The 15,180-nt window shown below is 59.8% G+C and carries 12 protein-coding genes and 1 tRNA gene; all 13 read right to left on the bottom strand.

Annotated elements, in window-relative coordinates:
- Window positions 1-4: 4 nt before the first annotated feature.
- Window positions 5-856 carry a YjbH domain-containing protein gene (locus NQ491_RS06640; RefSeq protein WP_019246139.1) on the bottom strand — a complete coding sequence of 284 codons (852 nt, stop codon included), beginning with the start codon at window positions 854-856 and terminating at the stop codon, window positions 5-7.
- A 46-nt stretch (window positions 857-902) separates the two neighbouring features.
- Entirely contained in the window at window positions 903-2,231 is a 1,329-nt protein-coding gene (locus NQ491_RS06645; RefSeq protein ID WP_019246140.1) for a carboxypeptidase-like regulatory domain-containing protein, read from the bottom strand.
- Between the two features lie 10 nt (window positions 2,232-2,241).
- Window positions 2,242-3,459 (bottom strand): YjbH domain-containing protein, encoded by a 1,218-nt coding sequence (locus NQ491_RS06650; RefSeq protein WP_019246141.1) that lies wholly within the window; start codon window positions 3,457-3,459, stop codon window positions 2,242-2,244.
- 599 nt (window positions 3,460-4,058) lie between these two features.
- A tRNA-Ser gene (locus NQ491_RS06655) sits at window positions 4,059-4,149 on the bottom strand.
- A 537-nt stretch (window positions 4,150-4,686) separates the two neighbouring features.
- Window positions 4,687-6,288, bottom strand: a complete 1,602-nt coding sequence (locus NQ491_RS06660) for an SGNH/GDSL hydrolase family protein (protein ID WP_019246144.1) — start codon at window positions 6,286-6,288, stop codon at window positions 4,687-4,689.
- A 271-nt stretch (window positions 6,289-6,559) separates the two neighbouring features.
- Window positions 6,560-7,915: a citrate/2-methylcitrate synthase gene (locus tag NQ491_RS06665; RefSeq protein WP_019246146.1), complete on the bottom strand. Its 1,356-nt coding sequence runs from the start codon at window positions 7,913-7,915 to the stop codon at window positions 6,560-6,562.
- Between the two features lie 64 nt (window positions 7,916-7,979).
- On the bottom strand, window positions 7,980-9,242 hold the full coding sequence (gene icd, locus NQ491_RS06670) for an NADP-dependent isocitrate dehydrogenase (RefSeq protein WP_019246147.1): 1,263 nt from the start codon (window positions 9,240-9,242) through the stop codon (window positions 7,980-7,982).
- Between the two features lie 102 nt (window positions 9,243-9,344).
- Window positions 9,345-10,223: a deoxyribose-phosphate aldolase gene (gene deoC, locus NQ491_RS06675; protein WP_019246148.1), complete on the bottom strand. Its 879-nt coding sequence runs from the start codon at window positions 10,221-10,223 to the stop codon at window positions 9,345-9,347.
- A 153-nt stretch (window positions 10,224-10,376) separates the two neighbouring features.
- Window positions 10,377-11,219: an outer membrane beta-barrel protein gene (locus NQ491_RS06680; protein WP_019246149.1), complete on the bottom strand. Its 843-nt coding sequence runs from the start codon at window positions 11,217-11,219 to the stop codon at window positions 10,377-10,379.
- A 7-nt stretch (window positions 11,220-11,226) separates the two neighbouring features.
- Window positions 11,227-12,132 carry a hypothetical protein gene (locus NQ491_RS06685; protein WP_019246150.1) on the bottom strand — a complete coding sequence of 302 codons (906 nt, stop codon included), beginning with the start codon at window positions 12,130-12,132 and terminating at the stop codon, window positions 11,227-11,229.
- Window positions 12,132-12,620 (bottom strand): RNA polymerase sigma factor, encoded by a 489-nt coding sequence (locus tag NQ491_RS06690; protein ID WP_019246151.1) that lies wholly within the window; start codon window positions 12,618-12,620, stop codon window positions 12,132-12,134. The genes NQ491_RS06685 and NQ491_RS06690 overlap by 1 nt, the downstream gene beginning before the upstream one ends.
- Before the next feature lie 49 nt (window positions 12,621-12,669).
- Complete coding sequence (locus NQ491_RS06695) at window positions 12,670-13,485, bottom strand: biotin--[acetyl-CoA-carboxylase] ligase (RefSeq protein ID WP_081587420.1); 816 nt, start codon at window positions 13,483-13,485, stop codon at window positions 12,670-12,672.
- Between the two features lie 12 nt (window positions 13,486-13,497).
- On the bottom strand, window positions 13,498-15,135 hold the full coding sequence (locus tag NQ491_RS06700) for a Na/Pi cotransporter family protein (RefSeq protein ID WP_019246153.1): 1,638 nt from the start codon (window positions 15,133-15,135) through the stop codon (window positions 13,498-13,500).
- Window positions 15,136-15,180: the final 45 nt, after the last annotated feature.

The raw sequence follows: 15,180 nt of genomic DNA on the forward strand, positions 1-15,180 counted from the left end.
GTTTTTAATACTTTGCTTTTTTCAAAGGACCTTCGCTTGCCGACCCGCCCGAAACTTTTCCGGCTAAGCTACGACCCCTGCGGTTCCGATCCGCTTTTCCGGCCCCCCACAACCCGAACTCGAAACACAGTCCGCAGGACGGATAGCGGAGTTTCTGAAGCAACACCTGAACGAAAATATGCCTTGCTATCAAAGCATTGGCCCCGAGATTGAAACAGCGCGTGTCGTACTCGGCGATCAAGTTCATCTGCCTGCAGAAGCGAGGCGAGAAGGAGACGCCGCCCGAGACGGGACTGTCGATCCGAAACCGGTCGTTCATCGACACGTTATATGCCAGATGCACTCCGAAGCGGTGGCCCGAAAAGACGAAATGCTTGGAGAGCGCGACATACGTCGAGCCGAAATACTGGTTGCCCTCGCCGCCGGAGGTCGAGAACCGTCCGCCGTCCGACGACGTGAAGAGGTCGTTCGAGCCGACCGCGATCGCAGGCCGCACTCTGCGTTCCCCGAGCAGCCGCACGCGGACCGAAACCGAACGGTCCTCGTTGACGAAGGCCGTGCGACGTTCGTTCATGAACGCCGTCGAGGTCAGCGCGACTTCCAGAAAAGGCAAGAACGTTACGTTCAGATAGTAATTGAACGTGTGGTAGTCGAAGGTAGCCGGCGTCAACCGGTCGTTGAGGAAATTGGCTCCGATGCGGACAGTGCCGTCGGCGGCCATTTCCGCCGACGGACTGTTCAGCAAGCCGGTGACACCCAGCGTCGACTGCGCCGACAGTTTCGATGCAACGGACATACATCCGAGCAGAACGATCGATACGGCACTCCTTACGATCCATTCGGGCCCAATCATCATGCGGTCGAAACTATCGGGTTCGTAGTCGGGTTACGGTCGTTCTCGATCAGTTGCTTCCGCCGCCGCCCGTACCGTCGCCGCCGGGAACCGTATGCGTGTCGCCGGGCGTGAAGTCGGTCGTGACCGATACCGAATTGGCCGGGACGAGCGTATTGACAACCACGCTGTACGAAGAGCCGGAGGTGCTCATGATGTTGAACGTATAGGCCACGGTCGTCACTACCTGCTGGGCGGTCATCGTCAGCTTCGTGTTGGCCGGAACCGAAATATTCACAGGAATTTCCGACTCGACCGTAGTCATCTGATCGACAGCGTCCACGCCTTGGTTGGAGGCCTTGATCACCTTCTGTATCTCGGCGGTCAGCTCGTCCACGTCGCTCGTGATACCTGCGGCCTGAAGCGCATCGGCGATCGGAGTCGTATAGACGTAGCCGGTCAAACGCTGAACCTTCGCGAAGATCACCGGAACGGGCTCGAGTTTGCCGGTATTGTCGATCACGCCGTCGATCACGTCGATGCTGCGCGACTCGCTGCTCACCTCGCTGCGGCCGTTGGAGAAACCGATCTTGTAGATCGAGAAATGGTCGATCGTCGTATTATACGCGCCGTTGGCGAACGTCACGGGTTGCGACATCGTGTTCCACATACCGGTTCCGGCATCGTAATACTGCAGGAACGTATTGCCGAAATAGTGGTTCGTCATCGGGTTCTGAACCGCCAGATTCAGGGCCGGCGAGAACCGGTAGCCTTCCGGCAGGAATTGCAGTACGGCCAGTCCGGTCGTCGATTCGGCCTGTCCGGTCACGATGTCGTTCACGGGAGTGGCCGTGATATTGATTTCCCCGGCCACGTCCTTGCCCGACGCATCCTTGACCGTCGTACTCGGATTGACCGTCAGCTGAGCCGTCACCGCGCCGGTCACGGGAACCGTGCCGCCGGCCGCCGGATCGACGGTCGTCATACCCGCCGGAAGCTTGACCATCGTGATCTTGAGTTGATAATCGATGATCGTGCCGCGCAGCGTCGGGAACTCGAGACTGTAATAGGTCGTGTTGTACCCGCCCAGCGAGAACGTCAGATCGTAGCGCCCGGCCGAAACGAGCCCCTCGAACGAGAAGTAGCCGTTCGCGTCGGTCGTCGTCTCGTCCGAAACCGATCCGAACTTATACGAAACGGTCACGCCGGCCAAAGCGGTCAGATCGGAATTCTCCAGATTGTTGCCCAGCACCTGACCCGAAATGTTGTACTTCGCAGTCTCGTCGGGACGAATGGGAGGTTCGGTCGTCTTGTTGCAGGCGGTAGCCAGAACAACTGTTGCCAAACCGAGCAAAGCCGTTTTGAACAGTTTGGCGATACGGGGTTGATTTTTTTCCATAACGATTGAATTAATGATTGGTATAATTGTTAATTATCTGGTTGTATCGCGTCGCGTTGAAAAAATTCTCCGCGCAATTGTCGTCGGGCGAGGTTTCGTAGTTCCGGCCGTAATGCAGATAGGCTTTGGCATTGTACACCATCTCGAAATACCTCGACGGCGCGACCCGCACAGGCCGGCGGCGCTTGATCCTGTACGGAGGAAGCGCCAAAGCGAAATAAAATCCGCCGTTGTAGTCGACCTTCTGCGTCTTCTGCACATAAAATCCTACGGCGGCTCGGCGAAAATACCGGGTTACCTTGGCCGTCGCACCGATGTCGTCCCCCAAATACCGGGCCGCACTTACATCGAACATCAGATCGAACCGGTTCCACAGGTAATTTCCGCCCGCCATCCAGGTCCATTTGCTCATCGGGGCATACGACCAACCGTCGAAGTAGAGATACGAAATCCCCGTCAGCCCGGCTTCGGCATAGATTCCGAAATGCCGGCCGACAGGCTTGAACAGCTTCAGGTCGGCTCCCCAACGGTTCATACTGAAATTTCCGAAGGTAGCCTTCGCCAGCACGTTCGCGGGCAGGCGGAAGCGTTGGGACAGCGTCAGGTAGCCCGGCCTCACCCGGCTTTCCTCCTTGTAAAACTCGTTCAGGATCGGAACGATCAGCTGCGCCGTCAGCTTGGAGCCTCTCCAAAGGTTGACCTCCAGCGTCGGATTCAGATTGATCTGCACCTCGTACATCACGTCGAGCCGCGAATTGCGGAACCGGAACTGGGGATACAGGATCAGATCGACCCTCCCGGCCGAACTCCTCAGGAACCTTTTCGCTCCCGGACGACTTGTCAAAGAACGTTTCCATGCCTCTCGCGCATCCCGCGTATCGAAATCCAGCCTCCACCGTACCGAATCGGGATAGCCTCCGGTCTCGAGCACGAACTTCGGAATGCGGTCCTCCGTCCATACGACGGTCATCGGCCCGCCTGCCGAGTCTCCGGCCGCCCCGATCCGTCCCGTCACCGCATCGACGGCGTCCCGCATGGACCGGAAAGGGACCGGTTCGAGAAAAACATAGCTCCCGGTCTCGCCCTTCAACTGCCTGACATTCTCGAATCCCGACGAGAGCAGCTCCCGCTCGAGCGGAGTCTGCGCAGCCGACGACACGACGGCGAGCGCGAGCGGCACAGCCAGCCGGCCGCCGCCGAAAATACGGGTTAGGATGCCTTTTTTCACTTCGTTCTCGATCTATTCTTGTTTCCGTCACGGAAATTGCGTCCCATGCAACATCCGGGCCGGAGCCTCCGGGACCGGCCGGAAGCGCGGCATCTTGTCCCTTTTATATCACAAATCCGTCATAACGCGACACTTACACGCCGCCCGGAGCTTTCGCCGAAAGTCTCGGGAGATTTTTTCCCGGTCCGATGCGGAAACATTCAAATATTGAGCCTGAATCTTGTAAAACGCGCGGCAGGAGAAAATCCCTTTTTCTGCACGTATCGGAAAAACGGGGATTCGAACCGATTGTCCGGCATGAACGGTTCCGGGCGGACGCGGTCAGCTCCCGTCCTCAGGAAGACCTGAAAGGCAAGTCGAAAGAATGTATGGATCGATTCGACGCGGGTTCCCGCTGCCGGACCGGCGGCCGACGTATGATCCGGAATCGGCCGGACCGAACCGCGCGCGGCCGGATCTCTCCGCGGCCCGGCGCGGCGACCGTAAGATTCGCGCCGCAGGATACACCGCCTGCGAGGATTCACTCCGTTCGCCGGACGCATACAAACGAAAAGCCCCGCCGAAATTCGGCGGGGCTTTTAACGGATCGCTCGGATATCTGGCGGAAAAGGCGGGATTCGAACCCGCGATACCCTTTTGAGGTATACACACTTTCCAGGCGTGCTCCTTCGACCGCTCGGACACTTTTCCCTGACAGACCCCTCCGGCAGACTCGCGCCTCGGGGGACCAAACGTGCCGCAAGGTACGAAAATTCCTGAAAATAAAAAATACCGGCGGCGCATTCGCACGCTCCGCACGAACGTTATCTCTCGCCGGCCGATCGCCGTACCGTCTTTCCCCTTAAGAACCGGACAGCACCGGCGAGCCGCCCCGTTCCGCCCTCGTACAGCGGCTCGCCCTTCCGCTGTCGATGCTTTCGCTACCGGATATCAACCTATGCGGACGCTACTTCAAGTCCCAAAAAATCGGAGCGCGGCCGACCGGCCCGGCGTTCCGTTCCGGACAAATCGTCTCGCGGCGGCCCCGGCCCGATCCCATCGACCGGCTCAGATTCCGCGAATGCAATAAGCAGGACGAAACCGCTACGGGCAGACCGTTCTCATGCGGAGTTTCTTTTCCGGCGCATCTTTTCTATGCGGACGAAACGTGCGAATCGGTCCGGACCGGTCCCGTTTCTGCAACATGCTCTCGACCGGCAAAAGGCGATCCGAGTATCGGGCTTCCTGTCAAAGGGAAGGCTGCAGGGGCAAAGCCGTGTCGGGAACCCTGAAATCGATCGCAGCCGAGTCGTACTTCAGCAATCGATCGATCCGCTCGCGCAACTCGATTTCGCGCCGCATGCTGTCCACGCCGGTTATCAGCGCATCGACGAGACGGTCGGCCACATACTTGCCGCCCGTATAACCGATATGCGTGTAGTCCTTGGCCGCCCAATGCTTCTCGACGAAGCGGACCATGCTGTTATGCCCTCCCATCGCGTCGAACGTATTCCAGAACGCTACGCCCGCCTGCTCGGCGGCCGAACGCTGCGCGGCGATCATGCCCGGAACCGAGGGCATCGTCTCGAACTCCCCGTCTCGCTGCATACTGCGGTCGCATATGCCCATCACCAGCACGCTGCTGCCGGGAAAGCATTGTTTCATGTAGTTGATTACCCGGACGAAATTCTTCGCATAGGAGCCGTAGCGCATCACCTCGGGAGACATCACGTTCAGCCCGTACTGCAACACGACCAGATCGTAGCCGAGCAGTTCGCCGATCCTCGCATTGACTCCGGGATTGGTCCCGAACAGCGCCAGCCCGCTGTTGCCCCGGATCGAGAAATTGTCGACCGTTACGCCATCCGGACACTCCAGCTCGATTCCATACCCGACGAATCCCTCGGGATCGCTCAACGTGACGGCGATCGTGCGGACCGGACCGTTGATTACGATCTGCTGCGCCAGAGGACTCGGGTCGGGCCGGAAATCGCGCTCGAGCGAGTCGTTGACCACGACGTGCAGCGAGGTGTTGCCCCGATTGATAAACAGAATCCGCGCCACGCGCGCCGCATCGATATGCCTACGGAAAGTCACGCCCTCCATGCGCGCCGTCGCGCCCTGCTGGGGAATGCAGACGTTGCCCGACACGAAAAACTTGTCCCGTACGTCCTCGGGCACTTTCCGGAACGCCTTGACGTCGTAGGTTTTCCAACCGTCGAACGTATGCCGCACCGTAGCCCTGTACAGCGCGATCGGAGACGAGAAAGGTACGAAGCCGACGCCGCAGCCGCCGTATAGATCCTGCATCCGCTCGCGCACATCGGCCGTCACGATATCGCCCTCGATGAACGAGTCACCGAGAACGGCGATCCGGACGGGCCGCCGGCGGTCCTTTTCGAGCATCGTACGGTAGAAATGCTCCATGGCCGGAACCTCGCCGCCGAAATCCTCGATCGCAACGAGCGCCGCCGAATCGATTCCCGTTCCCTCGTTCCCGGAGCGATCGTGCCCGGGCATCGGCCGGTATCCCGGCAGATCCCATACCAACTCCCGTATTTCCGGTTCGGCGGCTTGCCGTCCTCCGGCCGAGTCGGCAGCCAGCGAATCGGCAGCGGCAGCCGCCTCGATCGCCCGGCCTTCGGCCAAAAACGTGGTATCGAAATAGAGATCGGCTTCCTCCAGCCGGGGATGCTCCTCCTGCCGGATCAGGTCGGACAGGATATTGACCCTCTTCACGCTCGCCCGGCCCACCTGAAAACCGGGTATCAACGACATGCCGACCGTCATGACGACGACGATCAGCGTGATCCAGAAAGCGCTGCCCGTATAATTGCGTTGCTCGTCCATGTTCTTCGTATCTGTACCGGGGCGAAATTAATAAATTATATCGGGCAAAGCACCCTGCCCGCGGCCGTTTCCGAAACGAACAGCACAGAACGCAGGAACGAAAAGGCCTGCAAACGGCGGTCCATCCGGCGAAAAAGTCCCGGTCCCGCCGCACACGAGAAATAATAAAGCCGGCCGAAGCGATCGCTCCGCCGGTTTTCCGGCACTGCGAGTTTTCCGCATTCCGTCGGTTTTCCTTTTCAGTCCCCGCCGGAATCCGGTGCAGCCCGCTTTACTTGATTCGCTGGTCGAGCGGAACGAACTCCTTCTCGCCCGACACGTTCCGGTAGGCGGGACGAATGATCCGCTTGCTGTCGAAATTCAGCTCTTCGATCCGGTGGGCGGTCCATCCGGCGATGCGGCTCATCGCGAACAGCGGCGTGAACACCTCGCGGGGCAGGCCGATCAGATCGTACACGAATCCCGAATAGAAGTCCACGTTCGCGCAGACCCGCTTGTTGACCTTATGACCCTTGAAGTTCATGAACGTCTCCACGGCCCGCTCTTCGAGCAGCTCCAGAAAGGCGAACTCCCGCTCGCGTCCTTTCTCCTTGGCCAAATCGCGGGCCATTTCGCGCAGCAGCACGGTCCGCGGATCGGAAATCGTATAGACCGCATGTCCGATACCGTAGATCAGCCCGCACTTGTCATACACCTCCTTGCGCAGCATTCTGATCAGATAGGAATCGATCTCTTCCTTGCTGGTCCAGTCGCGTATGTTCTCCTTGAGATGCTCGAACTGGTCGACGACGGCCAGATTGGCTCCGCCGTGAAGCGGTCCCTTGAGCGATCCTATTCCCGCCGCGATCGACGAATAGGTATCGGTTCCCGACGAACTGGTCACGCGGACCGTGAACGTCGAGTTGTTGCCGCCGCCGTGCTCGGCATGCAACATCAGCGCCAGATCGAGCGTGCGCGCGTCGAGCTCCGTATAGCTGCCCTTGAGCATATAGAGGAAATTCTCCGCTATCGAAAGCTCCTCCTTCGGAAAGCGGATATGCAGCGAGCGCCCCTGATTGCTGTGACGCACGATGTTGTACGCATAGGCGATGATCGTGGGAAACTTCGCGATCAGATCGATCGACTGCCGCATCAGGTTATCGCGCGAGGTATCGTCCGGATTATCGTCGAAGGTGTACATGCCGAGCACGCTGCGGGCCAGAATATTCATGACGTTCTGCCCCTCCATGTCGAGAATGTTCATCTTCGTCTTGTGATGCAGCGGCATGAAATCGTGAATCAGCGAACAGAAAGCCGTCAGCTCCTCCCGGTCGGGCAGGTAGCCCGACAAAAGAAGAAAGACGGTCTCCTCGAAACCGAACCGTTTCTCGGCCTGAATACCCCTTACCAAGTCTTCGACGCTGATACCCCGGTAGATCAACTTGCCAGGAATCGCCTTCATCTGGCCTTCGGGCTGCCGTTCGTATCCGACGACGTTGCCGATCTGCGTCAGCCCGACCAGCACGCCGGAATGGTCCTCGTTGCGCAACCCCCGCTTGACGTTGTATTTCACGAAAAGATCCGCCTCGATATGGCTCGTCGACTTGATCGACTCCGACAACTTGTAAATGATGTACTCTCTCTTCATCTTTCCTCCTATTTTAACTTTGCGACAGCGCAATATACAAAACTTTGCGATTTTTTACAAAATGTTATAAATTACCTGTCACTTCCCGGCCGAACTCGACCGTGCCGAGCGGCGTTCCCCTCTCCATGAAACGAGCCAGGTCGCTTGTCGCGCGCCCGCTCTCGAACGCCCGTTCCATCGCGGCGGTTATCATGGCGGCAGCCTCGGTCCATCCCATGTACTCGAGCATCATGACGGCCGACAGCAGGATCGAGGACGGATTCACGACGTTACGCCCGGCAATGTTCGGCGCCGTGCCGTGCGTTGCCTCGAAAATGGCGTGTCCCGTCCGGAAATTGATGTTGGCTCCGGGCGCGATGCCGATTCCGCCGACCATGGCGGCCAACTGGTCGGAAATATAGTCGCCGTTCAGGTTCAGCGTCGCGATGACCGAATACTCCTGCGGCACGAGCAGCGTATTCTGCAGAAAGGCATCGGCGATCACGTCCTTGACGACCAGCCGCCCGGCCGCTACGGCCGAGCTCAGCGCCTCGTCGGCAGCTCCGGATCCGCTCTCCTTCTTGATCGCCTCGTATGCGCGCATCGTGAAGGTCCGGTCGCCGAACTCGCTTTCGGCCACGTCGTAGCCCCAGTTCTTGAATCCGCCTTCCGTAAATTTCATGATATTGCCTTTATGGACGAGCGTCACCGAGGGCAACTTCCGCTCGAGCGCATACTCGATGGCGGAGCGTACCAGCCGCTGCGATCCCTCCTTTGAAACGGGCTTCACGCCGAACGACGAGCTCTCCGGGAAACGCACCTTCGTCACGCCCATCTGTTCGGTCAGGAATTTCAGGAATTTCTCCGCCTCGGGCGTACCGGCCATCCATTCGATGCCCGCATAAATATCCTCGGTATTCTCGCGGAAAATATGCATATCGACTTTCTGCGGCTCCTTGACCGGAGAGACCACTCCCCGGAACCAACGCACCGGGCGCAGGCAAACGTACAAGTCCAGCTCCTGCCGCAGCGCGACGTTCAACGAGCGGATACCGCCTCCGACGGGCGTGGTCAGCGGCCCTTTGATGCCGACCCGATAATCTCTGAAAGCCTGCATCGTCTCCTCCGGCAACCAACTGCCCGTTATCTTGTGGGCTTTCTCGCCGGCCAGCACCTCTTTCCACTCGATCTGCCGGCGGCCGCCGTAGGCTTTCCCTACCGCCGCGTCCACGACACTCTGCATGACCGGCGTGATTTCGGCGCCGACTCCGTCTCCCTCGATAAAGGGAATCTCCACCGTATCGGGCACGTTCAGTCTACCCGATCCGTCCACTTCGATCTTCTTCATTATTTCGTCCCAAATATTTATGTCATCGCCTCGGACAACGGACCCTCCGGCGCTTTGCAGTTCCGGATTCCGACGCCAACGGCTTGCGGATAAAAGCGGAAATCAGAAATAGTTCTCCTCGCGGCCGACGATCGCATTCAGCAGATTGCCAGCCAGCGAGCTCGCTCCGATGCGGAAAAGAGCGGGAGTCAGCCACTGCGGGCCGAGAATCCGCTCGACGATCGTATAATAAAGCACGGCGTCCTGAGGCGTCGAAATGCCTCCGGCCGCCTTGAACCCGACCCGTCGTCCCGTCCGCTCGGCGAACTCGCGGATCGCCAGGCACATCACGACAGCCGCCTCGGGCGTCGCCGACACGGCCGCCTTGCCGGTCGAGGTCTTGATGAAATCGGCTCCGGCCTCCATCGCTATCACGGCTGCCCGGTGAATCAGCTCGGGCCGGGCCAGCACGCCCGATTCGAGAATCACCTTCAGCACGACGTCGTCGCCCACCTCGTTGCGGAGCGTCTCGATCTCGTTTCCCATCAGGTCGTACTCCCCGCTGAGCATCTCGCCGAGGCTGATAACCACGTCGATCTCGTCCGCGCCGTTCTCGACGGCCATCGCCGTTTCGAGCATCTTCACCTCCAGATAGGTCTGCGAAGACGGGAAACCGCCCGCTACGCTCGTGATCGTCATACCGCTGTCGGCTATGACCAGCCCCGCCGTCTCGACGAAAACGGGATAGACGCATACCGAGGCCACGTTCTCTATGTCCGGATAATGCCCGGGAAAACGAACGGCCTTGGCCACGAACCGCTCGATATGCTCGTGCGAGTCGGTCGCCCCGAGCGAAGTCAGGTCGATGCTGCGGAAACACCGCCGGTATACCTCTTCGTTGCCGTTCGTCCGCAGGCGCGCCTGCACGTCCGCCAGAATCGCTCGTATCTCGGCATCCGCAGGAGCGGCTCCGAACTTGGTCAGGGTATTGCTGTATTCCATAGCCGACGGGATTTAACGAAAGGGTTTCCCTGCAAATATAGTCAATTTAGAGGTCGTTCCCGCGCCGCGCCGCAAAATAATCGCACAAAACGACGCGGAGCGGATGCCTTTCCGCACCCGCCCCGCATCGACCGCGCATCCGGCCGTCCTCGGCTAAAGCATCAGCGTCAGGCCGATATTTATCTGCTGGACCTGCGGACCGTGCTTTTCCTTGAATATCGTAGGCCGGTAGTAAGTCGCCGAGAGGGCGAAATGGTCGTAGCCGATATTGATCGTATAGCCGTAGTGAAAATTGCGCAGCCCCATGCTGCCATGCTCCTTGAACTTGCCGTTGAGGTTCGGATCGTTCGCCTTGATTTTCGTATGGGAGCCCATGCGCCATCCGCCGACGACGCCCGCATTGACATAGAACAGATTGTGCCGCCCCATCTGGAACTCGACCAGAAGCGGCACGTTCAGATAACAGGTGAACAGCTTCGACTTCTGCAGCCGGATCCGCTGCTCTTCGTACTGAAAGTCGGGCACCGTCACGCCGTGCTCGTATTTCAACGCGATGTTGTTCTCGAACCGGAAATTGTTGAACTCGAAACCCAGACCCGTGATCAGACCGAAACGGCGGCTCTTGAGCAGTGTCAGATCGACCGGATTCAACGTGACGCCGATCGACTTGGCGCTCTGCGAAAGACATTGCAGATGATCGGGCAACTTCAGCTTGCCGAGGTTCGTAATCAGCCCGCTGTAATGGATTCCTATGCCGGCCCAGTGTCCGTCGTTCCAGAAAAGCTTGTTGTGGCGTTCTCCGGCGCGTTTTTTCGAGAAATCGTTGATGCGCAGCACGAACTTGCTTTGGTTTTCGCCTCCGGCACGTCGGTCCGGATCGCGGTAACGGTCCTCGACGAAAACTTCGCGCTTCTGCGCGACGGTATCGGAAGACGACTGGGCCCGGGCGGGCGCGACGAGCGGCAGAAGCAGGACGATCGACAGAATTCTTTTCATTTCGACTCTATGGATTGTTTTTCGGATTCTTGTTGCCAATGCGGATCAGCGAGATAATTTCTACGCCGCTTTCGTTTTCGGTACGGTAAGTCCTAATCGGTATGATGCGGTCGAGCGGAGCCAGAATCGATGTCAGGACGCGCATCCCTCCCGTAGCGGTCTCCTCCGAAGCCCTCCCGTCGCGGAACGAGGCGGCGGGCATCGAACGGGAATCGTCATACCGCCACATGTCCGGCTGCGGATCGGGGCTTCCGAGCGCAACGGGAACGCTGCGGATCGTCTCGGCAATCGGCCTGTCTTTCAGATCGGCCGGAGCGACCCGCTCCCGGCAGGCGCGGGCCATTTCTCCCGAGAGCACCGGATCGATCCGTTCGTGGACGAATGCGGCACGCATGGCGGCGCTTTCCGGAACAGGAGGGACCTGTACGGGCGAAGCCGACGCAACGCGGACATACACGGAGGGCTTCTGCGACACGGCCTGTTCCGTTACGTCAGCCTCAACGGGCTCTTTCGAGACCAAGGCCGAAGCACTTTCCTGCCGCCGCCCGACGTCCGGCTGCCCGGCCGGAATACCCCGGGCCAGCAGCGCGTCGTCGCGCGACGAGTCGTGCCGGTCGACCAGCACGAACACCCCGATCAACAGGCAGGCCGCCGCCATGCCGCCCAGAAACGACCCGGCCCTGTTCAGCCACACCGACACCCCTATGCCTCCCCGCAACAACGCTTTCTTATCGGGATAGACCCATTTCTCCGCCGGGAGCACCGGCACGCTCCCGCGCATCGAACGGATCTCTCGCCCCAAGTCGGGATGTTCGGACAAGAAAGCCTCGAAAGCCGGAAGCTCGTCCGCCGGCAGGTTTCCCTCGACGTAATCGAGAGCCCGCGATTCGTAATCCTCTATGCTGATTCTCATTACAGTATGTTGTTTATATCCCCTATGATCCTCCTGAGCGCGGTTCGTGCCCTGAATATGTACACTTTCACCTGAGTCTCCGACAACCGCGTCATTTCGGCCATTTCGCGATACGAGTAGCCCTCGTAGTCCCTCAGCATGATCAGCGACTTCTGCAACGGGGGCAACTCGTCCAGAAAACGGTCTATCAGCTCCGAAATGCCGTTGTAGTCAGGTCGCCCCGGAGCCGGACTCGTACGCAGCACCGACTCGTCCCCCGTATAGCGCTTTCCCATGCGAACTCTATCCACGATCAGCCGGTAAGCCACCGTAAACAGGTACGATTTTTCCTTACCGCCGAGCACGGCTTCCCGGTTCTCCCACAGCCTCAGAAAGCTCTCCTGTACGATGTCCTTCGCCTCGTCGTCGCTTCGAAGCGACTTCAGGGCGAAACGGTAAAGGTTATCGGAATATTGACTGACACATTTATCGTACTCGGCAACGGTCATTAAGTCCGGGATTTGACACTATAACGCATAATGCAGGGGTAAAGTTACATCATTTTGCCGAAACTTCCCCGTCCCGATCGTGCACGTACTCGATCTCCTTGAACAGATAATCGCAAATCTCCCCCGTTTCCTTTTCGACTCGCAGTTCCCCTCCGTAAAGCACGTCCCGGATCGTTCCCCGGAAACGCTCGCCGGTCAGACCGTCGACAAAGGGATGCCGCTCTCCGAAGCGGTACAGCCGGGCGATATAATCCTCGTCCAGCTTTCCGTAATCGCCGCCGTCCAGCTGCCTGCAACGCACTGTCAGAAAACCGTAAAAACGCTCGAAAACCTCGGATCGGTCGAACTCCGCGCCCTTCTGCAAGGCCAGCGAGGTCGGATTAGGCAGGGCCGGATCGAACGCGGTCTGGTTGACATTGAGCCCGATTCCGGCGATCGAGCGCGATACGCAGGCACCCATCAGGTCGTTCTCGATCAGAATGCCGGCCACCTTGCCGTCTCCGACATAAATGTCGTTCGGCCACTTGATCCTCGACTCGATTCCGAACGAATCGACCGTATCCGAAACGGACAGCGCGACGGCCTTCGACAGATAGAACTGGCTCTCGGCCCGCAAGCCGGCAGGGCAGAGCACGGCCGAAAAGGTCAGATTCATCCCTTCCGCGCTGCTCCATGAATTGCCCCGTTGTCCGCGTCCGCGGCTCTGCCGCTCGGCGATCACGACCGCCCCGTTCGTGTAACGCGCGTCGCGCGCCTCGTTATTCGTCGAAGCGAGCTCATCGAAAAAGCCCAAGGCAAAGCCCGTCCGGCTCGCAAATTCCTCCAATCGTCGTCTCACGACTCTTTTCCGATTCTTGTCATTCATACCGCAACTCGTTCAGATACCGTCCAAGCCCGCAAGGAGCCGGACCACGGTTTCGGATAAGCGCTCCGTCCGGGCCAGCAGCTTCTCCAGAACGGCCTCGGACCGAGGCGGAGCCTCCTCCTCTTCCCAGGCCGGCCATGCCTCGGACGGCTCGACCGGAATACCGACCGCCTGCTCTTCCTCAGGTTCGGCGATCGGATCGGCAAGCCGTTCCGCCCGCCGCACGGCACGCAAAAGCGCCCGGTCTATGCGCTCCATCCTCTCCTGCGCCGCTGCCCGCTGACCGGGTGCGAACCATATCCCTTCCGACCGTTTGGAGCAAAGCACATCCAGCACGTCGCCGCAAGCGGCGGCGCAGGCATCGGCCGCACCGAAAGCCCCGGCCAGCGCCTTGCCCAGCTCCCCGAAGGCGGACAGCATTCCCTCGGCCTCCCGACTCGCCTCCGCGCTTTGCCGCCTATGTTCCTCGAAATCGCGCGCACGTTCCCCGGCCCTTTGCGGATCGGTCTCCCCGAAATAACCGCGAACATCCGAAAACATCCCGTACACAGCGCGGACACGCTTCGCCAGCAATACCCTCAGCGGATAGGCCGACAACTCGCCCTCGGGAATTCTCGGAACGCGGACCGCTCCCGAACCGGCCTGACGCGCGCGCCCTTTTCCCCGAATCAACCGGCGTGTCAGTCCGGCGAGCCGAGGAACCAGCAGAAACAGCAGCATCGCATTGACCGCATTGAACAGCGTATGGAAAAGCGCGAGTCCTACGGGCTGGGAAACGGCCGACGTCAGCGGAGAAACCCCGCCTGCCCAGACGATCAGGTCCGCTATGCCGAGCGCAAGCCACGGCAGCAGAGGCAGAGCCCACAGCACGCCGAACAGATTGATCAGAAAATGGGAAAGGGCCGCCCGGCGCGCATCGGCCGACGTGACGACCGCGGCCAAATTGGCCGTCGCCGTCGTACCCACGTTCTCGCCCAACACCATGGCCAGCGCGTACTCGAACGGAATCAGTCCGCCGCCGCACAATACGATTGTGAAAGCGGTCATAGCGCTCGACGACTGCACGAGAGCCGTCAGCAGAGCGCCGGCCAAAGCGAACAGCAGAGCCGTCCCCGCACCCCGGCCGCTCAGTCCGGCCAACCAGTCGGTTACGGCAGGACGACCGGTCAGCGAGGCCACGTTGCTGCCGAAAATCCCGATCGCGAGCAACAGCAGCGCCAGGCCGCAGAGCATACGCCCCGCATCCCGCGTGCGTTTCCGCCCCAGCGCCGACATCCCGAAAGCGGGAATCAACAAAGCCATAGCGACCGACGTCGAATCGAATCCGAATCCCAGCAACACGACGAGCCAAGCCGTTACCGTCGTACCCACATTAGCCCCCAGAATCATCGCGACGGCCTGCCGCAACCCCAGCAGCCGGGCATGAACGAAACTCACGATCATGACCGTCACGACGCTCGACGACTGCACGACGGCCGTAATCAGCGTGCCCGACAGCACGCTCCGGCCGGGCGAAAGCGTCATCGAGCGGAGCGCCCGCCGCAACGGGCCGCCGGAAAGCCGCTGCAAGGCCGAGCCCATCCATTTCATGCCGAAAAGGAACAGGCAGACCGATCCGAGAACCGTGACTATGAGGGCGGCGGTATCCACTACGCGTACTTAGATTTCACCGAACGACTCGGCGGAGCGTCCCCG

Origin of the sequence: Alistipes ihumii AP11 (assembly GCF_025144665.1) — a bacterium.
Classification (GTDB): domain Bacteria; phylum Bacteroidota; class Bacteroidia; order Bacteroidales; family Rikenellaceae; genus Alistipes_A; species Alistipes_A ihumii.

Bases quoted from the DNA above. Each gene is read 5' to 3' on its own strand.
- NQ491_RS06640 (WP_019246139.1), bottom strand. From the start codon at position 856: ATGATGATTGGGCCCGAATGGATCGTAAGGAGTGCCGTATCGATCGTT.
- NQ491_RS06645 (WP_019246140.1), bottom strand. From the start codon at position 2,231: ATGGAAAAAAATCAACCCCGTATCGCCAAACTGTTCAAAACGGCTTTG.
- NQ491_RS06660 (WP_019246144.1), bottom strand. From the start codon at position 6,288: ATGGACGAGCAACGCAATTATACGGGCAGCGCTTTCTGGATCACGCTG.
- NQ491_RS06665 (WP_019246146.1), bottom strand. From the start codon at position 7,915: ATGAAGAGAGAGTACATCATTTACAAGTTGTCGGAGTCGATCAAGTCG.
- icd (WP_019246147.1), bottom strand. From the start codon at position 9,242: ATGAAGAAGATCGAAGTGGACGGATCGGGTAGACTGAACGTGCCCGAT.
- deoC (WP_019246148.1), bottom strand. From the start codon at position 10,223: ATGGAATACAGCAATACCCTGACCAAGTTCGGAGCCGCTCCTGCGGAT.
- NQ491_RS06680 (WP_019246149.1), bottom strand. From the start codon at position 11,219: ATGAAAAGAATTCTGTCGATCGTCCTGCTTCTGCCGCTCGTCGCGCCC.
- NQ491_RS06685 (WP_019246150.1), bottom strand. From the start codon at position 12,132: ATGAGAATCAGCATAGAGGATTACGAATCGCGGGCTCTCGATTACGTC.
- NQ491_RS06690 (WP_019246151.1), bottom strand. From the start codon at position 12,620: ATGACCGTTGCCGAGTACGATAAATGTGTCAGTCAATATTCCGATAAC.
- NQ491_RS06695 (WP_081587420.1), bottom strand. From the start codon at position 13,485: ATGAATGACAAGAATCGGAAAAGAGTCGTGAGACGACGATTGGAGGAA.